This is a genomic window from Bradyrhizobium sp. HKCCYLRH3061 (genome assembly GCF_051168015.1).
Classification (GTDB): Bacteria; Pseudomonadota; Alphaproteobacteria; order Rhizobiales; family Xanthobacteraceae; genus Bradyrhizobium.
This window is the reverse complement of sequence record NZ_JBNPUE010000021.1, coordinates 101,058-121,814: the sequence shown is the minus strand read 5'-3', so window position 1 is coordinate 121,814 and position 20,757 is coordinate 101,058. Positions and strand designations below refer to the sequence as shown.

Below are 20,757 nucleotides of genomic sequence, written 5' to 3'. Positions count from 1 at the left end.
CCCTCTCACACGCGAAGCAGGGGCGACTGTCGCGCGTGTGTCTCGCGGTTCGTTGTCTCGAGCCGCAGTTCGGATGAATGCCGATCAGGCCGCCTCGTCGGCGCGGCGCCAGACCGGAAACGGATCCGACAGCCGCGCCCATGCGGCGACATCCATCGCAGGCTTCCCCGGCAGCAGGCAGGCGTCGAGCCGCGCGCTCAGGCCCGCCTCATCCATGTTGCTGCCGATGAACACGATCTCCTGGCGGCGGTCGCCATAGACCTCGTCCCAGCGCCCGAGCATGCGCGTGCGCCAGTCGAGGTCCTCGGGCCACAATTTCTGCGGCACCGCAGCCCACCAGAAGCCGAGCGCGCTGGTGCGGACGATGGCGCCGGCCTGGCTGATCTCTCCGAGCCATTGCGGCCGGGTCGCCAGCCAGAAATGGCCCTTGGCGCGGATCACGCCCGGCCAGGATTCGCGCAGGAACCGGTCGAAGCGGGCCGGAATGAACGGCCGCCGGGCGCGGTAGACGAAGCTCGTCACGCCATAGGCCTCGGTCTCCGGCGCATGGTCGGCGAAGCCGTAGAGCTCGCTGTACCAGAGCGGGTGCTGCTGGGCGCGGTCGAAGTCGAAGCGCCCGGTCGCAAGCACGCGCTCCAGTGGCACACGGCCCTGGTTGGTCTCGATGATGTCGGCGTCCGGATTGAGCGCGCGAATGATCTTGCGCGCGGCGTCGCGCTGATCGCTGCTGGCATCGTCGACCTTGTTGAGCACGATCACGTCGGCGAACTCGATCTGCTCGACCAGCAGATCGACCAGCGCGCGCCGATCGCCGTCGAACTGGTCGCCGCGGTCAGTCAGGAAGTCGGACGACGAATAGTCCTTGAGCAGGTTGACCGCGTCGACCACCGTCACCATCGTGTCGAGGCGCGCGACATCCGACAGGCTCATGCCATGCTCGTCGCGGAAGTCGAAGGTCGCCGCCACCGGCAGCGGCTCTGAAATGCCGGTGGCCTCGATCACGAGATAGTCGAGACGACCGCTCTCGGCCAGCGTGCGGACTTCCTTCAGCAGGTCGTCGCGCAGGGTGCAGCAGATGCAGCCATTGGTCATCTCGACCAGTTGCTCATCCGTCCGTGACAGATTGGCACCGCCATCGCGAACGAGGTCCGCATCGATGTTCACCTCGCTCATGTCGTTGACGATCACCGCCACCTTCAGACCCTGGCGGTTGTTCAGGACGTGGTTCAGCAAAGTGGTCTTCCCAGCCCCGAGGAAGCCGGACAAGACCGTGACGGGGAGTTTGCGCATCGAGATCGAACAGCCTCTTCAGGGGAAGGGGTCGGTGCCGGCGAACGGGCATGCGGCCTCAATCGTTATGTTATAACATAACATCATCTCAAGTCGCGCTGGGTGTCAAGGGAGAGTGGGTGACAAAGGTGTGAGAGGCGTGATGACGTGGGATCTTGCCGCGGGCGGTGGACGCGCGGGGGAGGCGTCGGCCTCAAGGAGAGCAGAGCAGGTTCAGCGGTGTGCTTTAGAATCGCCGGGAAACCGATCCGCTTGAGCGATGTTGCAGGAGCGACGCTGCAAGAACAACGCTGCAAGAACAACGACTGGTGCGCTCCCTCTCCCCGTTCTTACGGGGAGAGGGTCGGGGTGAGGGGCAGCCACACAAGAAGTCTTAGTTGTTAGGTCCGTTCTTTCTTGGCGTGAGGACGTTCGTGATGTGATCCGAACCTCTGTGATTCAGGTGAGACGGGTGGAGGCTATCGACTCAAACCGCTCGTGCGGCTGCCGCTCACCCCAACCCTCTCCCCGTGAAGAACGGGGAGAGGGGGCGCACCGTCATTGCGGCTGGAGCGTGCCTCATATGCAGCAAGCTACTTCGACAAAAACGCCGTGCCGGCCTGGCCGCTGGTCGCCGACATCGACAGCGCGCCGGGCGCGATCGCCCAGTTGGTCTGGTTGAGGATCAGCGTGTTGAACACCATCGTGACGCTGTTGCTGCTCATGGTCGAGACCGAGTTGATGGTGACGTTGCGGCTCGGCAGGTACATCAGGCCGGTGTAGGACGAGCTGCTGGTGCCGTTGATCGGCAGGTTCGTCGTCGACAGGCCTGACGGCTCGTACATCAGGATGTTGGCGTAGGTGCCGCTGGTCGGCGCCGACAGCGTCGCATTGACGTTGCCGTTGAAGGTGAGCGTCGCGTTCTGGTCGACGAGGTAGAAGGTGACGCCGCTGCCCGTCACCGTCCACCCCGAGTTGAAGGTCATCGCGCCGCCCTTGATGATGTAGAGGCCGGGATTGAGCGTCAGCGTGCCGGAGCCGTTGAAATTGGTCGCGCCGCAATACACGCCGGGGCTGAGCGTGACCGAGCCGGGATCGTAGACCTTGTTGTTGGTGGTGCACGCGCCCACCGTGACGGCGGGCAGCTTGCCGGCGAAGGGATCGGCGATCGCCGCGCAGCCGGTCTCGGCCGGCGGCGTGACGCCGCCGTTCTTGGTGATGTTGGTGCCCTTGATGCAGATGCGCTTGACGTTGAGCGTGGCGTTGAACATCGCCGCCGGGCTCTGCGTCGACAGCACGTGAACCTCGCAGCTCGGCGCATTGAGCTGGGCGCCGGAATTCACCAGCAACGATTGCGCGTTGATGGTGCTGACCAGCAGGATGCAGACCGGCGACCTGGCCTGCGCACCGGCTTTCGCCGTAGCGGACGCCGTCACGCCGAGCGACGTCGTGCCCATGACGTTGAGGAACGAGGTCTTCACCATGGTCGTCGCGGTGCCCGACAGCGAGCCGTCGCCGTTGGGCGTGAAGGTCGCCGATGTGCCGCTGCCGAACCGGCCCTTGAAGCTGCCCGAGAACACCGCGCTCGCGGTCGAGACCTGCTGCGCGCTGGCCTGGGTCACGCCGGCGAGGACCGCGGCATCGACCGACTTCTGGAGTTGCGCCTTGGTGTCGCTGGATTTGGCGAAATCGACGGCGGCGCCGACCGACACCAGGATGGGGATGATGGTGATGGCGAAGATCATGCTGATCTGGCCGTCCTTCGCGCGGCCAAATCTCCATGCCAGATCGCGAAGTGTCTTCGACGAAATCGATACGGTCATGTGCAACGCTTCCTGCTGATGGCTGTCCGAGGCTCGACGCCGGCGGATGCGAGCCCGTGCTGCAAGGAAGTGGCGGCCAGACATTACCGCATGCTGAATCCGGTTCCGTAAAGGAACCCTGCGACGTCGTTGCGGAAGCCGAAGGTTATCAGTGTATTTGCCGGATCATCGAGAGGTGCTCGTTCGCACCACTCACTGGTAGTAGCCGCGCGAATTGCTTGTATTCGGCGGTGACTGGTTGTGAGTTGCAGGTCGTTGGATTGCGCTTGCCGGTTGGTGTCGCTAAGCAGGCGCGCGCCAGATCCAGGGCGAGAGAACGAGGCTGCACACCAGTGCGTAGGCGACGAGCGACAGGGTGACCATCGCGGCGAGCGAGGCCATGCCGCCGCCGAGCATGACGACGGCGGCATAGCCGCCGCCCGCCGCGATCAGCACGCGCAGGGCGGAGCCGACGAACGGCCATAGCACGTGCCCCGCGCCTTGGCCGGCAAAAGCCAGCACGAAGCCGAAGCCGAGTGCGGCGTAGGCCGGCGCCACGGTGCGCAGATAGGTCGCGCCCTCGCGCACAACCTCGGCGTCGCGGCTGAACAGGCCGAGCCAGAGCGGCGGATGCAGCGCCACGATCACGCCGATGGTCCCGACCAGCGCTGCGCCCGCCAGGGCGCTGATCCAGGCGATGCGGCGCGCACGGCCGCGCTGTCCGGCGCCGACATTGATGCCGACCATGGTCAGGGTGGCCGTGCACAGTCCGAACAGGATCGGGATCATGATGTAGTCGAGCCGCGAGGCGATGCCATAGGCGGCGAGTTCGGAGGTGCCGAAGCGGCCGGCGAGCGCGGTCACCAGGATGACGGTGAGATTGACCATGACCGCGTTCAGCGCGGTCGGCAGCCCGACTCTCAGGATGTCGGCGAACAGCCGGGCCTGCAGCCGCGCCACGCGCACATGCAGGCTCGAGCGGCCGGAGGCCATGTAGCGCACCAGCACCAGCATGGCGCCGCAGTAATACAGGCCGAAGGCGATGCCCGCGCCGGCGATGCCGAGCCCCGGCAGCGGACCGAGGCCGAAGATCAGCAGCGGCGAGGCGGGGATCATGACCAGCGCGCCGACCAGGGTGACCAGCGCCGGCACGCGCACATTGCCGGCGCCGCGCAGCGCTGCCGCCTGCAGGTTGACGATCCACACCGGGATGGCGCCGGCGAACAGATAGTTGGAGTAGCGCAGCGCCGCCTCCAGCGCGCCGGCACGCCCGCCGAGCGCGTGATACAGGGCCGGGCCGAACAGGGCGGTCGCGAGCGTGAACAGGCCGCCGGCGATCACCGCCAGCACGATCGCATGGAACGCGATGGCATCGGCATCGGCGTTGTGCCCGGCGCCGACGGCGCGCGCCACCGCCGAGGAGACGCCGCTGCCGATGCCGCCATTGGACATCATCGTCATCAGCATGAAGATCGGGAACACCAGCGCGACGCCGGCCAGCGCATCAGTGCCGAGGAAGCCGACGTAGTAGGCCTCGGCGACGTTGACCGCGGTCTGCGCCACCAGCACCGTCATGGTCGGCAGCGCCAGCCGGAACAGCGTCGGCAGCACCGGGCCGGAGAGCAATGCCGTGCGGACCGATTCGGCCTTGGCGCGCGACGGAGCCGGGGCCGGCGTGACAAGCGGCGTTGGCGCCTCCGGAGCTGCCGTGCCGCTACGCCGGGCCTCGCTGGTCGCCTGGGTGGAAACGTCCATCGGATCTCCGCGCGCCTGGCGAGCCGTTGCATTGAAATGACGATCATCATTCAATAGGTCCGCCGCCGGGCGCGGGTCAAGGCGACGCGGGCGCAGGCCGATCATGAAAATTTGGCGGAGCAGGGTGATCCGCTGCGCCGGGGCGGCCCGCTAGTAATGGACGCGCAGGCCGATGCCGCCGTGGATGGTGTTGCCGACCGGCTGCGGGCCGAGCGTGCCGTTGACGAACAGGTCGGCGATCCAGCCCTGCGGCAGGCGGAAGCCGAGCCGGCCGCCATATTCGAACCAGCCCTGGTTGCCCATGGTCGGCGTCACCGTGCCGTTGCCGGTGACGGTGGCGACGATGCCGGAGCTGGTCGCGAACGACTGGACGTAGCCGCCATTGATGTTGGCCTCGATGCTCGTGCCGAACAGGTGGGTCCACTGGCCGCCGACCTTGACCAGGCTGGTGCGGTCGGTGCCGCCGGCGATCGTCGCGTCGAACGGGTTGAAGGCCACCGTGGGATCGCGATAGCCGGCGACGTGCTGCCACAATTGCCAAAGCTCGACCGAAGCCGCGAGCTCGTCGCGCGGCGAGAACCGGCTGATCCAGCCGGCGCGGCCATAGACCGCGTAGTTCGATGCCGTGGTGGTGCCGTCCACGGTGACGTTGCCGAGGCTCGTCGCATAGCTGCGGCCGTAGCGCACGCGCTCATAGGGCGTCAGGATGGTGCCGACGTCGAAGAACGGCCGCGACGAGCCCCAGTCGGCGAAGTCGTAGCGCAGTGCAAAGGCGCCGATCGGCGCAGACGTCACGTGATAGCCGTTCTCGTCGTAGTGCGTGTAGGCGAGGCCGGCGAGCAGCGCCAGATTGCTGGTGAGCTGCTTGCGGCCATGGATGCCCGCCGAGAACGAGCCGGCCGAGCCGAACGCGCTGACGCAGTCGCTGCAGTTGACCTGCTCATTGACGCCGAGCAGCACCAGCCCGAGCACGCGGTTGGTGATCATCTGGTTGAAGCGCTGGTCGGCGAGGCTGTTGATCGCGTTGGCGCTGTTTCCCGCGCCGGTGGGCGACGGCGACGGGGTCGGCGTGCTCGAGGGCGAGGGCGTCGGCGTCGGACTGGCGGTCGACGTCGGCGTGGCCGACGGCGTCGGCGTCGCGGTGGGCGAGGAGGTCGGAGACGGCGACGGGGTCGGGCACGGCGCCGCCTCGAAATTGTCCACCCCGCAATTGCTCTGCGCGGCGGCCGGCGCGGCTTGCAGGGCGAGCGCGAGCAGCCCGCCGGCGATGGCCGTCATCAGGAGAGCAAGCTGACCGCGTCGCGTCCTCATCGTCATCGCCCGCACAGGATGCCGGTGAAGTCCTGCGGCGGCGCATTGCTGGCGAGATCGGTGACCGTGCAGAGGCCCGATGTCGACGCGCAGCTCGCCGCAAAGCTCCAGGACGGATTGCTGGTCTTCTTGATCGTGCTCCTGCCGTTGCCGGTTGCGGTGATGATGGCCGTGTCGCCGGGCTGGGTCAGCTCGAGGCATTGGAAGGTGAGGGTGCAGACCCGCGACGCGCCTTCCTGCAGCACGACCATGGTCTGGCCGCGCTGCGAGCGGATGTCGAGGATGGTGCCGCGCACGCCGATGGTCGCGAGCGGCGTGTTGATCTTGTAGGCGGTCTTCTCGGAATGGCCGGTGACGAAGCGGAACGCGCCGGTGCCGAGCCGGATCGCGATGTCGCGATAGCTGGTCTCGTCGTTGAAGACGGTGCGGTCGAGCGTCAGGGTGGCGTTGGCGCCGAGCGAGAGATTGGTGCTGTCGATCATGACGAGCCGCGCGGCGCTGTCATTGCCGGTGCGCACCGTCTCGTTGCGCACGACGCCGTCGCCGACATTGATCGGGCTGCTCGCCGCGCCTGCAACGCGCAGCACGTCCTTCTGCACCAGCACGGCTTCGCCGATGCGGCCGTCGGCGCTTGCCCCGCCCGCCGCGCCCAGCAGGGCGGCAGCCGAGATTGCAGCGACACAGGTTCGGCGACGCTGACTCATATCCACACCGAAGATTGTTCCTTGCTCAATCTAGCCGAAGACGGCGCGCGGGGTTGTTGTAAAATGGGCACAAGTTTGCCTCGATGACCGTTCGGTGGTTAGTTGCCGTCACCGTGGGATCAGTTCAACGCGGAGGCCCATGAAGGTATCTGCTGCTCGCCGGGATGACGACGAAGATGACGGCGAGGTTGCGCAGGATGGCGCTCTGTCGGTCCGCCGCTGCGTGATGACGGCGTTGCTGATCTTCGCGATCGCGCACGTCGTGCTGATGATCGGGCTCGCTTCTCCGCCGAAATTCGTCTTCGACGAGGTGCATTACGTGCCGGCGGCGCGGCAGATGCTGGGACTGGGGCCGGCGACGCCGCAGCTCAACCCGATGCATCCGCCGCTCGCCAAGGAGCTGATCGCGCTGTCGATCAGGACGTTCGGCGACAATGCCTTCGCATGGCGCTATCCCGGTACCGTGCTCGGCGGGCTCGCCGTCGCCGCGATCTATCTGTGCGGCCTGGCGCTGTTCGCGGCGCAATGGCCTGCCATCGCGGCGGCGGTGCTCGCGGCCTTCAACCAGATGCTGTTCGTGCAGGCGCGCATCGCGATGCTCGACATCGGCGCGCTCGCCTTCAGCCTGCTCGGGATCGCAGCCTTCCTGTTTTCGTTCAGGCAGCGCCGGCCGCAGGTCGTGTTCGCGCTGGCGGGGGCGCTGTTCGGCCTTGCGATCGCCTGCAAATGGAGCGGGCTGTTTCCGCTCTTGACGGCGCTTCTCATCGTCGGTCTCATCAAGCTGTTGCAGCATTGGCAGACCTCGTTCGGCGATGGCGAGCCGACCGACTGGTATCGGCCCGAGCAATGGCCGCAACTGAGCTGGCTGCAGATCGTGCTGTGCCTCGTCGCGATGCCCGCTGTCTGCTATCTCGCGACCTTCGTCCCGCTGCACGGCCTGTCCGTCATGGGCATCTTCGAGGCGCAGCGGCGCATCTTCGCCGACAGCGTCACCACGGCGATCGCCGGCCACACCTATATGAGCGCATGGCCGACCTGGCCGCTGCTGGTCCGTCCGGTCTGGTTCCTGTTCGACAAGAATGGTGACACCGACATCGCCGCGGTGGTGCTGCTCGGCAATCCGCTGGTGCTGTGGCCGGCGCTGGCCGCGCTCGCGATCTGCGCCCGGGATTTCATCGCGACGCGCAGCGCGACGGCGTTCCTGATCCTGGCGTTCTATCTCGGCTGCTATCTGCCCTGGGCGCTGCTGCCGCGCGCGCTAAGCTTCATCTACTACTACCTGCCGTCGGCGACGCTGGCGAGCCTCGCGCTCGTCCATGCGCTGCTGCGCTGGCCGCGCTGGGTGCTGGTGAGCTATGTCGCCGTCGCGATCCTGGGCTTCGTCGCGATGCTGCCGATCAGCGCCGCCTTCATCGGCACGACGATGCAGACCTTCACCCGGCTGATGCTGTTCCAGAGCTGGATCTGAACGCGGACAAAAAGCGTCCCGCCCGCCAGGGACCGTAAGCAGGCGGGGCGATGCGCGGCGGAGCGCTCACTTCGCCGCGGTTTTGGTGTCCATGTTGACGACCTGGACCCGCCGGTTGAGCGGATCGGCCGGGTTGGCCGCGTCCTTGAGCTTGGTCTTGCCGTAGCCGACCGTGACGAGGTCCTGGCCGGGGAGGGCGAACTTCTCGACCAGATAGCGCTTGATGGTGTCGGCGCGGCGCTCCGAGAGATCCTGGTTGAAGCCGTCGCTACCGATGCCGTCGGTATGGCCGGCGACCACGAAGGTCGAGCCCTTCAGGTTCGGATCGGACAGCGCCTTGCCGAGCTCCTGCACGGCCGGCATCGAGGCCTTGCTGATGTCGGCCGAATTGTAGTCGAACTGGATCTCGAGATCGATCTTGGGCTTGGTCGCCGCGATCTCGGCGATCTGCTCGCGCTCGCCGAGCGACAGCGAGCGGGTCTTGCGGTTGCGCATGCTGTCGATGAAGGCCGCTTGCTTCGCCTGCGTCGCCGTGTCGGCCTGCGGGTTCGCCTGCGGTCCGATCGAGATGCCGCGCGTCACGGCCTTCGGCCTCAGCGCGTTGAGGATCTTGTCGGCCGACACGGCCTCGCCGGCGAAAGCGGTGCCTGCGCCGATTGCCAGCATCGCGGAGAACGCCGCCGCCTGAACTGCAAAACGTCCAAAATATGGGGTCATCGTCGTTATCCTCGGGTCGTCATGCCCTATGGCCATTGGATGCGTGAACGATAGAACGGGTTCAAAGCGTCCAATGTGATCGACGTCACGTTGTCGGGCCAGGCGGCCCTCGAGGGGCGAAGCGAGCGGTCCGCGGGACGCGCCGCGCGCTGCCGCAAAGCGATCGGCAGCTGGCCGGTCCGCGAACAACAAATCGGCCAGATGCGGTTCTACCGGATAGCGCTCGCCGGGAAAAAATCGCAAACCTGAGGGACGCGAACGGCGAGTGGATTCGTAGTCAAGAAACGCGAACAGAAAAGCAGAGCCGTGTTCAACCCATCGCACAGGCGCGACTATCAGTCCCATCGGGCGAGCAGCCAGGATCAGGCGGGATCGTCCGGTTCCATGTCGACGCTGATTGGAGCAGGGATCATTGCCGCATCGATCCTGCTGTCGACGCTGTTCACGGCTGTCGGCAACCGCTATGTCGGCCTGGAAAGTCCCTCCGAGGATACGGCCTGGCTGGTCGACCGCCTGACCGGCCGCATCTACAAATGCCGTGCGCCCGATCCCGGCCGCGCCAGCTGCAAGGCCGAGATCGCCACCGGCAGCATTCCGGACAAGTCCAAGCCTTGAGGTTCCGCAAGGGGTTCCCGTCGGCCTGATTCGCCGTTGCGGGAGCGGGGGCGAATCTCGCACCATTGCGCGGCATGCCCGCCGTTTCCACGCCCATCCCGCTCTCCAAGCCGCAGGCGCGCCGCATCTGGCTGCGCGCGCAGCGCCTCGATGCCGAGGCACCGTTCGGCGCGGGCCCGGAGGCGGTCGCCGCCGCCATCGCCCATCTCGGCTATGTGCAGATCGACACCATCAACGTCATCGAGCGCTGCCATCACCACATCCTGTTCAACCGCATTCCAGCCTATCGCCGCGCCGATCTCAGGCAGGCGCAGAGCGCGGACAAGACCGTGTTCGAATATTGGACCCACGCGCTGTCCTATATTCCGGTGCAGGACTTCCGCTACTTCGTTCCGGCGATGCGCCGCCACCGCCGCGAGGGCCATCGCTGGCTCACGACCGTGAAGCCGGAGGATACGCGCAAGGTCATGCGGCTGATCCGCCAAGGCGGCGCGCTGACGATCCGCGACATCGACGACGACGTGCTGCGCGAGAAGGACCACGCCTGGGCCAGCCGCAAGCCGTCGAAGCGCGCGCTGCAACTCGGCTTCTACGAGGGCGTGCTGACGGTGTCGGGCCGCGACGGCATGCTCAAGACCTACGACCTCACCACCCGGCATTTCGGCTGGGAACGGCTGCCGAAGGGCGCCAACGATCGCGAGATCGCGGCCTATCTGCTCGACCGCGGCCTGCGCGCGCAAGGCGTCGTCAGCCTCGATTCGCTCTGCCATCTCAATGCCCCCAGCAAGGCCGCGGTGCGCCGGGTGATCGATGCCAGGGTCAGGCGCGGCACGCTTGTGCCGGTGGCGCTGGAGGGCGCCGGCAAGCAGGAGCACTGGGCGACGCCAGCAGCGTTGGACGAGCCGGTTGAAATCGATCCGGCGCGCGTGCACATCCTGTCGCCGTTCGATCCGCTGATCATCCAGCGCAAGCGGACGCAGGCGATCTTCGACTACGATCATCGCTTCGAGGCCTATGTCCCGAAGGACAAGCGTCTGTTCGGCTATTTCGCGCTGCCCGTCCTGGTCGGGGACGAGATCGTCGCCGCGCTCGACCTCAAGACCGACCGCCAGAACGGCAAGCTCCTGATGCAGAAATGGAGCTGGGTCGGCCAGGGCAAGGCCGCGCGTGGCGAGCCGCGCAAGGCGCTGAAGCGGCAGATCGAGGACGAGTTGCACCGGTTCCAGCGCTTTCAACTTGGAGACTGACCGCTGCGCCGGAGAGTCCCGTCGTGCTCTTGATTTGGAAATGAATGTTTCCTAAAAGAAGGAATGACGCGGTCACGAACGAATTCATCCGAGCGCCGCGGCCCCGGTCGGCCGCGCGAGTTCGATATGGACACTGCACTGAACAGGGCCCTGGTGGTCTTCAGCGAGCGCGGCTACCACGGCGCGTCGCTGGCCGAATTGCGCGCTGCCATGAAGCTCACCACCGGAAGCCTCTACAAGGCCTTCGCGGACAAGCACGCGATCTTTCTGGCGACGCTCGATCACTACATCGCGCGCCGCGACCGGCAGGTTCGCGACTGCCTCGATCCACACCACAGCGGATGCGACAAGCTCAAGGCCTTGCTGCAGTTCTACGCGGAATCCGCCAGCGACAGCGAAGGCCGGCGCGGCTGCCTCGTCGTCACCAGCGCGACCGAACTCGCTACCTTGGATGCGGAGGCTGCCGCCAAGGTCCGGGGGGCGTTGCGCCGGGTTGAGACCTTGTTGCGCGACCTGATCAAGTTGGGACAGGCCGACGGATCGATCCGGCCGGCGCTCGACCCGGAAGCCGTCGCGGGCGCGCTCTTCTGCGTGATCCAAGGGCTGCGGGTGGTTGGCAAGACGGGGCGTGCAAGGAGCGAGATGATGAGCGTCGCAAATCAGGCCGCGGCGTTGCTCGCATGATGTCGTGCCGAAATAGGAAACGTTTGTTCTAAAATAGGAGAGTGATCAATGCCCGAGTTGATGAACGCCATCCCTGCCAAAACTCCACCGCGGCTGGTCGCGGCGGAGCCGTTCAGTCGCGCCGAGCCGTCGCTGCTGGGATTCACCCATCGCTTCGAAACCGTCGACGGCGTCCGGCTGCACTATGTCAGCGGTGGCCCGCCGGCTGGCGATGTCGTGGTGCTGCTCGCCGGCTTTCCCGAAAGCTGGTTTGCCTGGCGCAAGGTCATGCCGCTGCTCGGGTCGCGGTATCGGGTCATTGCCGTCGATGTCCCAGGGCAGGGTGACTCGGACCGGCCGGCCGACGGCTACGACACGCAGGCCCTGGCGACGGCGGTGCATCGCCTGCTGCAGCAACTCGGCCTCACCAGTTATCATCTGGTGGGGCACGATATCGGCGCGTGGGTGGCCTATCCCTATGCGGCCTTGTTCGAAGCCGAGGTGCGCAGCCTGGCCCTGCTCGACGCGGGAATTCCCGGCGTCACCTTGCCGGAGGCGCTGCCGTTCACGCCCGACCGTGCGTGGCGCACCTGGCACTTCGCGTTCCACGCCGTCGCGGATCTCCCGGAGATGCTGATCCACGGTCGCGAACGCGACTATCTCGCCTGGTTCCTGCGGCGGAAAGGTGCCAATCCCCAAGCCTTCTCCGAAAGCGATCTCGACGAATACGCCCGGGTGCTGACCAAGGCCGGCGGCTTGCGCGCCGGGCTCGCCTATTATCGTGCCGCCGCACTGTCCGCGCTCCAGAATCGCGAGCTGAAAGCCCGGGGCAAGCTGAAGCCGCCGGTGCTGGCCGTCGACGCCGACCAGGGATCGATCGTGGACATGGCCGCGCCGCTCAGGGAGGTCGCTGATCACGTCGAGGGCATCACCATATCTTCGTGCGGCCACTACATCCCGGAAGAGCAGCCTGCCGTTCTGGCCGAGGAGCTGAACGCCTTTTTCAGCCGCGTCGGTACCGCGTCGGGCTGAGCTCTCGCGCGATGTCGCAGCTTGCCCGGGGCAAGCCTATGCCGAAGCCGGCCGCATCGCGATCCGGTCGATCCAGACGCCGATGAGGATGCCGACCACATAGGCGGCAATGTTCCACAGCGAGAAGATGCGGCCGAGCAGCAGCGCGCCCGCCAGCGTCAGGCGAAAGCTGTCGAGCCAGGGCGTGTGGATCAGCCTGAAGGCTTCGACGATGGCGGCGATGGCGAGCGCGAGGCCGGCGATCTGCCACACCGCCATTCGCGGCAGCAGCGCGACGAGCAGCATATAGACCATCGTCGCCCAGAGCACGGAGCCGCCATACTTGACGATCAAGGCGGGAAGGCCGAGGCCGGGACCGTGGAAACGCAGGCCGAGCCCGAGCGCGATCACGATCAGCGCCGTCGCGAGCGCTCGTGCTGCGCGGCGGCGCCTGTCAGCGCGGGCGAGCATCCCGGGTGACGAGAGCGTCATGCGCGTGCCGCGCCCCCGCGATGCGCCGACGGGCTGTGGGATGTCAGGTTTTCCGATTGACTTGCCACGACCGATGCTCAACACCGCCCATCAACTACCAATGTCTGCAATGCTCCCGGGAGGAGATCGATGAGTCCGTCCGCCACCACCCCGGCCGCGCCTGGCCGCTCCGACATCGAGGCCGCGACCATCCGCGCCATCTCCTGGCGGCTGATTCCGTTCCTGGTGCTGGCCTATTTCTTCTCCTATCTCGACCGGGTCAATCTCGGCTTCGCCGCGCTGACCATGAATGCGGAGCTGAAGTTCTCGCCGCTGGTGTTCGCCTGGGGCGCCGGCATCTTCTTCATTGGCTATTTCATCTTCGAGGTGCCGAGCAATCTGGCGCTGGAGAAGTTCGGCGCCAGCCGCTGGATCGCGCGCATCATGGTGACCTGGGGCATCATCTCGGCGCTGATGGCGCTGGTCTCGGGCCCGTGGAGCTTCTACACGCTGCGCTTCCTGCTCGGCGTCGCCGAGGCCGGATTCTTCCCGGGCATCATCCTCTATCTCACTTACTGGTATCCCGCGCAGTATCGCGCGCGCTTCCTCGCCGCCTTTGCGGTCGCCGTGCCGATCTCGACCGTGATCGGCGCGCCCGTGTCGGGCCTATTGCTCGGCCTGCACGGCCTGATGGGACTGCAGGGCTGGCAGTGGCTGTTCATCATCGAGGGCATCCCCTCGGTCATCCTCGGCGTCGTCACCTGGTTCTACCTGACCGACCGGCCGGAGCACGCGACCTGGCTGTCGGCGGAGCAGAAGGCCTGGCTCGCGGCAAAGCTCGAGGCCGAGACCGCGGCGAAGCAGGCCGCCGGACACATGACGCTCGGTGAGGCGCTGTCGTCGCCCAAGGTGATCGTGCTCAGCCTGATCTATTTCGGTTTCGTCGGCGCGCTCTACGGCATGCAGTTCTGGCTTCCGCAGATCGTCAAGGCGTTCGGACTGAGCAATGTGCAGACCGGCTTCGTCACCGCGATCCCCTATGCGTTCGGCACCGTGGCGATGATCCTGTGGGCGCGGCATTCGGATGCGACGCGCGAGCGCGTCGTGCACGTCGGTGCGCCACTGATCCTGATCGCGGTGGCGCTGGCGGCATCGAGCATGATCGGCGATCCCACGCTCACCATGGTCGCGCTGACGGTTGCCGCGATCGGCGTGTTCTGCGTCTTCGGCGTGTTCTGGACCTTGCCCACGGCGTGGCTGTCGGGCACGGCCGCCGCCGGCGCCATCGCGCTGATCAACTCGATCGGCAATCTCGCCGGTTTCGGCGGCCCCTATCTGGTCGGCTGGATCAAGGACACCACCGGCTCGACCACCCATGGCCTGCTCGCATTGTCGGTGCTGCCGCTGATCGCCGGGCTGCTGGTGTTCTTCGGCGGCCATGAGAGCAAGGTGGAGTTCGCCGGCCAGGCGCCGGCGGAATAGCGACCGCACAATCGGCTGACGATTGCAGAGGCTTGAGATCGCCCATCGAGTGAGGTGACGAAGGGCCCGGTCTCGACCGGGCTCTTTGTTGTGGCTTCCAGGCAAGGGCACGTGCGCTCCGCGGGGTCGAGGCGGGGGCGATCCGCGGCGGCCGCGCGGACGTTCGTTGGCAGGCTGCATCAGCCGACCGAACCCGAAGCTCGAGATGAGGAGGATGGTGCCGACCAGCGCGGGATTCCGGGTTCGACGGCTGCCGCCGTCGCCTTGGCTGGGGGGAGCTCCCCAAGAGCGCCTGCCGCGCCAACGAGCACCTGCGGCAACGTGTCCAGATGTTCACGAAGTCATGATCACTGACGAATATTGACAATCATCACTCAACATTCGACACTCGCTCGCAACTGCAGCGAGGGTGCGCCATGTTGATCCGCCTGATTTTCGCGAGCTATTCCAAGCTGTTGACCGGTCTTGCGCTGGCCACCATGGCCGTCGCCCTGGCCGGGTGCAATGAGACCGTCGCCCAGAAGGCCGAGCCGGTCCGGCCGGTTCTGGTCGCCCCGGTCCACTATGAGGCCGAGACGCCCGAACGCAGCTTCGTCGGCACCATCCGCCCGCGCATCGAGGCCGATATCGGCTTCCGCGTCGCCGGCAAGGTCGCCAAGCGCCTGGTCGAGATCGGCCAGACCGTCGATGTCGGCCAGCCGCTCGCCACGCTCGACGAGGTCGACCTGAAGCTCCAGGCCGAGCAGGCCGAAGCCGAATTCCGCGCCGCCACCGGCGTGCTGGCGCAAGCGTCCGCCGCCGAGACCCGCGCCAAGGAGCTGCGGGCCAAGGGCTGGACCACCGACGCCCAGATGGACCAGGCCAGGGCGTCCGCCGACGAGGCGAGGGCACGGCTCAACCGTGCCGAACGCTCGGTCGAGCTGACCCGCAACTCGCTGTCCTATGCGACGCTGGTTGCGGATGCGCGCGGCGTGGTCACCGCGAGCATGATCGAGCCGGGCGTGGTGGTTGCCGCCGGCCAGGCCGCGATCCGTGTCGCGCGCTTCGCCGAGAAGGAGGCGGTGGTCGCGATCCCGGAGACGCTGCTCGAACGCGCCAAGACCGGCAGCGCCTACGTCACGCTGTGGTCGGACGCCGACAAGAAATATGCGGCCAAGCTGCGCGAGATCGCGCCGGCCGCCGATCCCGCCACGCGCACCTATCTCGCCAAATTCTCGCTGCCGGACGCCGGCGAGGCCGTCTCGCTCGGCATGACCGCGACCTTGACGCTCGCCGATCCCGCCACCACCCGCGTCGCGCGGCTGCCGCTGTCGGCGCTGTTCAGCGAGGGCCGCGAGCCCTCGCTCTACGTGGTGAACGACAAAGGCGAGGTGTCGCTCAAGCCGGTGAAGGTGAAATCCTACGACAGCAAGGACGTGCTGGTCACGTCAGGCGTCGACGAAGGCGAGAAGGTCGTGGCGCTCGGCGTGCAGAAGATCGATCCCGCGCAGAAGGTGCGGGTGGTCTCGGCGCTGACGTTCTAGCTCTGCTGTCGTTCCGGGGCGCACGCAGTGCGAACCCGGAACCTCGAGATTCCGGGCTCGATGCTGCGCATCGCCCCGGAATGACGATCTCTAGCAAATCGATCTCGCATACGGCATCGGATCATCGGAGAGCACCCATGAAGCGGTTCAACCTGTCGGCCTGGGCGGTCAATCATCCGCCGCTGGTGCTGTTCCTGATCATTGCGCTCGGCGTCGCCGGCTTCTTCTCCTATCAGAAGCTCGGCCGCGCCGAAGATCCGTTCTTCACCGTCAAGGTCGTCAACGTCTCGGTGATGTGGCCGGGCGCGACGGCCGTGGAGATGCAGAGCCAGGTCGCCGACCCCATCGAGAAGAAGCTGCAGGAGCTGCCTTATTTCGAGAAGGTGCAGACCTATTCGAAGCCGGCCTTCACCGCGATGCAGGTGACCTTCCGCGATTCGACGCCGCCGAAGGAGGTGCCGCATCTGTTCTACCTGATCCGCAAGAAGCTCGACGACGTGCAGTCCTCGCTGCCGTCGGGCATCGTCGGTCCGTTCGTCAATGACGAGTTCTCCGACGTCGATTCGATCCTGTTCATGATGACCGGCGACGGCGCCGACTATGCGCAATTGAAGAAGACCGCCGAAGGCCTGCGCCAGCGCCTGCTGAAGGTCGCCGGCGTCACCAAGGTCAATCTCTACGGCACCCAGGACGAGCGCATCTATGTCGAGTTCAGCCATGCCAAGCTCGCCACGCTCGGCATCACGCCGCAGGCGCTGTTCGATTCGCTTGCCAAGCAGAACAATGTGACACCGGCCGGCACGGTCGAGACCTCGTCGCAGCGCGTGCCGCTGCGTGTCACCGGCGCGCTCGATGGCGCCAAGGCGGTGGCGGAGACGCCGGTCGAAAGCAACGGTCGGGTGTTCCGGCTCGGCGACATCGCCACCGTCACTCACGGCTACGTCGATCCGCCGAGCTTCAAGGTGCGGCAGGAGGGCAAGCCCGCGCTCGGCATCGGCGTGGTCACGGCCAAGGAGGCCAACATCCTGGAGCTCGGCAAGGAGGTCCACGCCGCGGCCGACGACTTCATGAAGGCCGTGCCGCAGGGCATCGAGATCGAGCAGATTGCCGACCAGCCCAAGGTGGTCGAGCACGCCGTCAGCGAGTTCGTGCATTCGTTCGTCGAGGCGCTGGTGATCGTGCTGTTCGTGTCGTTCCTGGCGCTGGGGTGGCGTACCGGCATCGTGGTGGCGCTGTCGGTGCCGCTGGTGCTGGGGCTCGTCTTCATCGTCATGAACATCATGGGGCTGAACCTGCACCGCATTTCGCTTGGTGCCCTCATCATTGCGCTCGGCCTTCTGGTCGATGATGCCATCATCGCGGTCGAGATGATGGTGGTGAAGATGGAGCAGGGCTGGGACCGGATGCGCGCGGCGTCGTTTGCGTGGGAGTCCACCGCGTTCCCGATGCTGACCGGCACCCTGGTCACGGCCGCCGGCTTCCTGCCGATCGGCTTCGCCAATTCCGCGGTCGGCGAATATGCCGGCAGCATCTTCTGGATCGTCGCCATCGCGCTGGTCGCGTCCTGGTTCGTCGCGGTGATCTTCACGCCCTATATCGGCGTCAAGCTGCTGCCGGACATGAAGGCCCATCACGGCCATGACGAGCACGCGGTCTACGACACGCGCATGTATCGCGGCCTGCGCGCCATCGTGCGCTGGTGCGTCGATCACCGCATCACCACCGTCGCTGCGACGGTCGGCGTGTTCGCGGCATCGATCGTCGCCTTCGGCCACGTCCAGCAGCAGTTCTTCCCGCTGTCGGAACGCCCCGAGCTGTTCCTGCAGTTGCGGCTGCCGGAGGGCACCGCGTTCGGTGTCACCGAGAAGGCGGCGCGCGAGGCCGAGGCGCTGCTGAAGGACGACAAGGACATCGAGACCTACACCGCCTATGTCGGGCAGGGCTCGCCGCGCTTCTGGCTCGGCCTCAACCCGCAACTGCCGAACGAGGCCTTCGCCGAGATCGTGATCGTCGCCAAGGACGTCGCCGCGCGCGAGCGCATCAAGGCCAAGATCGAGACCGCGGCTGCGAACGGCGAGCTGAACGAAGCGCGCGTCCGCGTCGATCGCTTCAATTTCGGTCCGCCGGTCGGCTTCCCCGTCCAGTTCCGCGTCATCGGTCCCGATGCGGCCAAGGTGCGCGAGATCGCCCATCAGGTGCGTGACGTCATGCGCCAGAACCCGAATGTCAGGGATCCGCAGCTCGACTGGAACGAGCAGTCGCCTTACCTCAAGCTGGTCGTCGACCAGGATCGTGCCCGTGCGCTCGGCCTGACCCCGCAGGACGTGTCGCAGTCGCTGGCGATGCTGATCTCCGGCGTCCAGGTCACGACCATCCGTGACGGCATCGAGAAGGTCGGCGTCGTCGCGCGCGCGGCACCGTCCGAGCGGCTGGATCTCGCCCATGTCGGCGATCTCACCATCACCTCGAAGAACGGCGTGGCGGTGCCGCTGCAGCAGATCGCCAAGATCGAATATTCCCACGAGGAGCCGATCCTGTGGCGGCGCAACCGCGACATGGCGATTACGGTGCGCGCCGACGTGGCCGATGGCGTGCAGGCGCCTGATGTCACCAACCAGATCTCGCCGAAACTGCAGGATATCCGCAACCACCTCGAGCCCGCCTACCGGATCGAGGCCGGCGGCGCGTTCGAGGAATCAGCCAAGGGCAATGCCTCGATCTTCGTGCTGTTTCCGCTGATGGTCATCGTGATGCTGACCCTGCTGATGATCCAGCTTCAGAGCTTCTCGCGGCTGATCCTGGTGTTCCTGACGGCGCCGCTTGGCATCGTCGGCGCCTCGCTCGGGCTGAACGTCGCCAACGCGCCGTTCGGCTTCGTGGCGCTGCTCGGCCTGATCGCGCTGGCCGGCATGATCATGCGCAACGCGGTGATCCTGGTCGATCAGATCGAGACCGACGTCGCCCATGGCCTGACCCGCAAGGACGCGATCATCGAGGCCACGGTGCGCCGCGCCCGCCCCGTGGTGCTGACCGCGCTGGCGGCGATCCTGGCCATGATCCCGCTGTCGCGCTCGGCGTTCTGGGGCCCGATGGCGATCACCATCATGGGCGGGTTGTTCGTTGCAACCTTCCTGACGCTGCTGTACTTGCCTGGATTGTATGCCTTATGGTTCCGCAAGAGTCTGGACGAGCGCGGAGCGAAAGACGCGGATCATTCCGCAGCGCAGCACGTTGACGTGCCGAGGCCTTCGCTTCCTCTGGCCGAGGCCGCCGAATGAAGGATCAACAAGATCGCAGGCATGATGACCCTGGTTTCCGACCATATCGAATCCGACACGCACGAGCGCATTCTCGTCGTTGCTGAGCGCCTGTTTCGACAGATCGGCTACCAGAAGACGACCGTCGCCGACATCGCCAAGGAGCTCCGCATGAGCCCGGCGAATGTCTACCGGTTCTTCGACTCGAAGAAGGCGATCCACCGGGGGGTCGCCCGCACGCTGATGGCCCAGGTCGAGGCGGCCGCCATCGCGATCGCGGAGCGGCCCGGTCCGGCGGCACCGCGGCTGCGCGAGCTGCTCGGCACGATCCATCGCATGAACACCGAGCGCTATGTCGGCGACAACAAGCTGCACGAGATGGTCGCGGTGGCGATGGAGGAGAGCTGGGACGTCTGCGAGGCGCACATGCTGCTGATCACCGAGATCATCGGCCGCGTGATCGGGCAGGGCGCGGCGTCCGGCGAATTCGCGGTCACCGACCTGACGCTGGCGGCAAAATGTGCGACGACCGCGATGATGCGCTTCTTCCATCCGCAGATGATCGCGCAATGCGCGACCAAGCCGGGCCCGACGATCGACGAGATGATCGATTTCGTGCTGGCAGGGCTTGGTTCCAGGGGCGCTGCGGTCTAGGTTGCAGTCATTCCGGGGCGATGCGAAGCATCGAACCCGGAATCTCGAGATTTCGGGTTCGCCTCTTCCGATCAAAGTGGCTTCGCCATTTTTGTCGCGCGAGGCGCCCCGGAATGACTGCTGCTTAGGAGACGACGGCGTGATCGAACGCGACTTGCATTTCTACGAACCGAAGAACGGCCACGGCCTGCGCCACGATCCCTTCAACGCCATCGTCGCGCCGCGTCCGATCGGCTGGATCTCGTCGCGTGATCCGGATGGACACGTCAACCTTGCGCCCTATAGCTTTTTCAATGCGTTCAACTACACGCCGCCGATCATCGGCTTCTCCTCGACGCAGTGGAAGGACTCGGTCGCCAACATCCAGGACACCGGCGAGTTCGTCTGGAACCTGGTGACGCGCGACCTTGCGACGCAGATGAATGCGACCGCCGCGCATGTCGCGCGCGAGGTCGACGAGTTCAAGCTCGCGGGCGTGACGCCGGTCGCTTGCAAGTTCGTCAACGTGCCGCGGGTCGGCGAAAGCCCCGTCGCGTTCGAATGCAAGGTGACGCAGATCATCCAGCTGCAGGGCGCCGACGGCACCAAGGCCCAGGCCTGGCTGACGCTCGGCGAGGTGGTCGGCGTGCATATCGACAAGACGCTGATCAAGGACGGTGTCTACCAGACAGCGCTCGCGCATCCGATCGTCCGCGCCGGCCGTCGCGGCGACTATTTCGAGATCATGCAGGAGGCGATGTTCGAAATGGCGAGGCCGGACTGACGGCCCTGCTTGGCGCCTTCTTGAACGCTCCCGCAATTGGAGACC

Annotated in this window: 18 protein-coding genes; 11 read left to right on the top strand and 7 right to left on the bottom strand. The window is 66.2% G+C overall.

What is annotated here, in order from left to right; all coding sequences use genetic code 11:
* Positions 1-84: 84 nt before the first annotated feature.
* The 5 genes from zigA to ACQR2C_RS28130 form a co-directional block, all read right to left on the bottom strand.
* Positions 85-1,290 carry a zinc metallochaperone GTPase ZigA gene (gene zigA / locus ACQR2C_RS28150; RefSeq protein WP_434882565.1) on the bottom strand — a complete coding sequence of 402 codons (1,206 nt, stop codon included), beginning with the start codon at positions 1,288-1,290 and terminating at the stop codon, positions 85-87.
* A gap of 572 nt (positions 1,291-1,862) precedes the next feature.
* Entirely contained in the window at positions 1,863-3,092 is a 1,230-nt protein-coding gene (locus ACQR2C_RS28145; protein ID WP_434882564.1) for a TadE/TadG family type IV pilus assembly protein, read from the bottom strand.
* A 282-nt stretch (positions 3,093-3,374) separates the two neighbouring features.
* Positions 3,375-4,826, bottom strand: coding sequence for an MATE family efflux transporter (locus ACQR2C_RS28140; RefSeq protein ID WP_434882563.1), 1,452 nt, complete (start codon positions 4,824-4,826; stop codon positions 3,375-3,377).
* A 150-nt stretch (positions 4,827-4,976) separates the two neighbouring features.
* Positions 4,977-6,143: a hypothetical protein gene (locus ACQR2C_RS28135; RefSeq protein WP_434882562.1), complete on the bottom strand. Its 1,167-nt coding sequence runs from the start codon at positions 6,141-6,143 to the stop codon at positions 4,977-4,979.
* Positions 6,140-6,841 carry a FecR family protein gene (locus ACQR2C_RS28130; protein ID WP_434882561.1) on the bottom strand — a complete coding sequence of 234 codons (702 nt, stop codon included), beginning with the start codon at positions 6,839-6,841 and terminating at the stop codon, positions 6,140-6,142. Before ACQR2C_RS28130 ends, ACQR2C_RS28135 begins: the two co-directional genes overlap by 4 nt.
* A gap of 139 nt (positions 6,842-6,980) precedes the next feature.
* Between ACQR2C_RS28130 and ACQR2C_RS28125 the strand changes: the two genes are divergently transcribed.
* Entirely contained in the window at positions 6,981-8,309 is a 1,329-nt protein-coding gene (locus ACQR2C_RS28125) for a phospholipid carrier-dependent glycosyltransferase (RefSeq protein ID WP_434882560.1), read from the top strand.
* Between the two features lie 66 nt (positions 8,310-8,375).
* Here ACQR2C_RS28125 and ACQR2C_RS28120 read toward each other — a convergent pair whose 3' ends face one another.
* Positions 8,376-9,026: an OmpA family protein gene (locus ACQR2C_RS28120; protein WP_434882559.1), complete on the bottom strand. Its 651-nt coding sequence runs from the start codon at positions 9,024-9,026 to the stop codon at positions 8,376-8,378.
* A 75-nt stretch (positions 9,027-9,101) separates the two neighbouring features.
* Here ACQR2C_RS28120 and ACQR2C_RS28115 point away from each other — a divergent pair, with 75 nt between their 5' ends.
* The 5 genes from ACQR2C_RS28115 to ACQR2C_RS28095 all read left to right on the top strand — a co-directional run bounded on the left by ACQR2C_RS28115 (position 9,102) and on the right by ACQR2C_RS28095 (position 12,583).
* A complete protein-coding gene (locus ACQR2C_RS28115; RefSeq protein ID WP_434882558.1) occupies positions 9,102-9,275 on the top strand; it encodes a hypothetical protein in 174 nt (57 codons plus the stop codon).
* Positions 9,276-9,410: 135 nt separating this feature from the next.
* Complete coding sequence (locus tag ACQR2C_RS28110; protein WP_315802718.1) at positions 9,411-9,641, top strand: hypothetical protein; 231 nt, start codon at positions 9,411-9,413, stop codon at positions 9,639-9,641.
* A gap of 74 nt (positions 9,642-9,715) precedes the next feature.
* Complete coding sequence (locus ACQR2C_RS28105; RefSeq protein WP_434882557.1) at positions 9,716-10,888, top strand: winged helix-turn-helix domain-containing protein; 1,173 nt, start codon at positions 9,716-9,718, stop codon at positions 10,886-10,888.
* Between the two features lie 126 nt (positions 10,889-11,014).
* Positions 11,015-11,572: a TetR/AcrR family transcriptional regulator gene (locus ACQR2C_RS28100; RefSeq protein ID WP_434882556.1), complete on the top strand. Its 558-nt coding sequence runs from the start codon at positions 11,015-11,017 to the stop codon at positions 11,570-11,572.
* A gap of 48 nt (positions 11,573-11,620) precedes the next feature.
* Positions 11,621-12,583, top strand: coding sequence for an alpha/beta fold hydrolase (locus ACQR2C_RS28095; RefSeq protein ID WP_434882555.1), 963 nt, complete (start codon positions 11,621-11,623; stop codon positions 12,581-12,583).
* A 36-nt stretch (positions 12,584-12,619) separates the two neighbouring features.
* Here ACQR2C_RS28095 and ACQR2C_RS28090 read toward each other — a convergent pair whose 3' ends face one another.
* Positions 12,620-13,054, bottom strand: a complete 435-nt coding sequence (locus ACQR2C_RS28090; protein WP_434882554.1) for a DUF2809 domain-containing protein — start codon at positions 13,052-13,054, stop codon at positions 12,620-12,622.
* A 129-nt stretch (positions 13,055-13,183) separates the two neighbouring features.
* Between ACQR2C_RS28090 and ACQR2C_RS28085 the strand changes: the two genes are divergently transcribed.
* The 5 genes from ACQR2C_RS28085 to ACQR2C_RS28065 all read left to right on the top strand — a co-directional run bounded on the left by ACQR2C_RS28085 (position 13,184) and on the right by ACQR2C_RS28065 (position 20,712).
* Positions 13,184-14,515, top strand: coding sequence for an MFS transporter (locus ACQR2C_RS28085; RefSeq protein WP_434882553.1), 1,332 nt, complete (start codon positions 13,184-13,186; stop codon positions 14,513-14,515).
* 416 nt (positions 14,516-14,931) lie between these two features.
* Entirely contained in the window at positions 14,932-16,038 is a 1,107-nt protein-coding gene (locus ACQR2C_RS28080) for an efflux RND transporter periplasmic adaptor subunit (RefSeq protein ID WP_434882552.1), read from the top strand.
* 137 nt (positions 16,039-16,175) lie between these two features.
* Positions 16,176-19,316: an efflux RND transporter permease subunit gene (locus ACQR2C_RS28075; RefSeq protein ID WP_315802725.1), complete on the top strand. Its 3,141-nt coding sequence runs from the start codon at positions 16,176-16,178 to the stop codon at positions 19,314-19,316.
* Between the two features lie 24 nt (positions 19,317-19,340).
* Positions 19,341-19,949 carry a TetR/AcrR family transcriptional regulator gene (locus tag ACQR2C_RS28070; protein WP_315802870.1) on the top strand — a complete coding sequence of 203 codons (609 nt, stop codon included), beginning with the start codon at positions 19,341-19,343 and terminating at the stop codon, positions 19,947-19,949.
* A 139-nt stretch (positions 19,950-20,088) separates the two neighbouring features.
* The gene (locus ACQR2C_RS28065; RefSeq protein ID WP_434882551.1) at positions 20,089-20,712 is read left to right on the top strand and encodes a flavin reductase family protein; all 624 of its coding nucleotides are present in this window, start codon (positions 20,089-20,091) and stop codon (positions 20,710-20,712) included.
* Positions 20,713-20,757 lie beyond the last annotated feature (45 nt).

Coding starts and splice junctions, on each gene's coding strand:
- zigA (WP_434882565.1), bottom strand. CDS start 1,290: ATGCGCAAACTCCCCGTCACGGTCTTGTCCGGCTTCCTCGGGGCTGGG.
- ACQR2C_RS28145 (WP_434882564.1), bottom strand. CDS start 3,092: ATGACCGTATCGATTTCGTCGAAGACACTTCGCGATCTGGCATGGAGA.
- ACQR2C_RS28140 (WP_434882563.1), bottom strand. CDS start 4,826: ATGGACGTTTCCACCCAGGCGACCAGCGAGGCCCGGCGTAGCGGCACG.
- ACQR2C_RS28135 (WP_434882562.1), bottom strand. CDS start 6,143: ATGACGATGAGGACGCGACGCGGTCAGCTTGCTCTCCTGATGACGGCC.
- ACQR2C_RS28130 (WP_434882561.1), bottom strand. CDS start 6,841: ATGAGTCAGCGTCGCCGAACCTGTGTCGCTGCAATCTCGGCTGCCGCC.
- ACQR2C_RS28125 (WP_434882560.1), top strand. CDS start 6,981: ATGAAGGTATCTGCTGCTCGCCGGGATGACGACGAAGATGACGGCGAG.
- ACQR2C_RS28120 (WP_434882559.1), bottom strand. CDS start 9,026: ATGACCCCATATTTTGGACGTTTTGCAGTTCAGGCGGCGGCGTTCTCC.
- ACQR2C_RS28110 (WP_315802718.1), top strand. CDS start 9,411: ATGTCGACGCTGATTGGAGCAGGGATCATTGCCGCATCGATCCTGCTG.
- ACQR2C_RS28105 (WP_434882557.1), top strand. CDS start 9,716: ATGCCCGCCGTTTCCACGCCCATCCCGCTCTCCAAGCCGCAGGCGCGC.
- ACQR2C_RS28100 (WP_434882556.1), top strand. CDS start 11,015: ATGGACACTGCACTGAACAGGGCCCTGGTGGTCTTCAGCGAGCGCGGC.
- ACQR2C_RS28095 (WP_434882555.1), top strand. CDS start 11,621: ATGCCCGAGTTGATGAACGCCATCCCTGCCAAAACTCCACCGCGGCTG.
- ACQR2C_RS28090 (WP_434882554.1), bottom strand. CDS start 13,054: ATGACGCTCTCGTCACCCGGGATGCTCGCCCGCGCTGACAGGCGCCGC.
- ACQR2C_RS28085 (WP_434882553.1), top strand. CDS start 13,184: ATGAGTCCGTCCGCCACCACCCCGGCCGCGCCTGGCCGCTCCGACATC.
- ACQR2C_RS28080 (WP_434882552.1), top strand. CDS start 14,932: ATGTTGATCCGCCTGATTTTCGCGAGCTATTCCAAGCTGTTGACCGGT.
- ACQR2C_RS28075 (WP_315802725.1), top strand. CDS start 16,176: ATGAAGCGGTTCAACCTGTCGGCCTGGGCGGTCAATCATCCGCCGCTG.
- ACQR2C_RS28070 (WP_315802870.1), top strand. CDS start 19,341: ATGACCCTGGTTTCCGACCATATCGAATCCGACACGCACGAGCGCATT.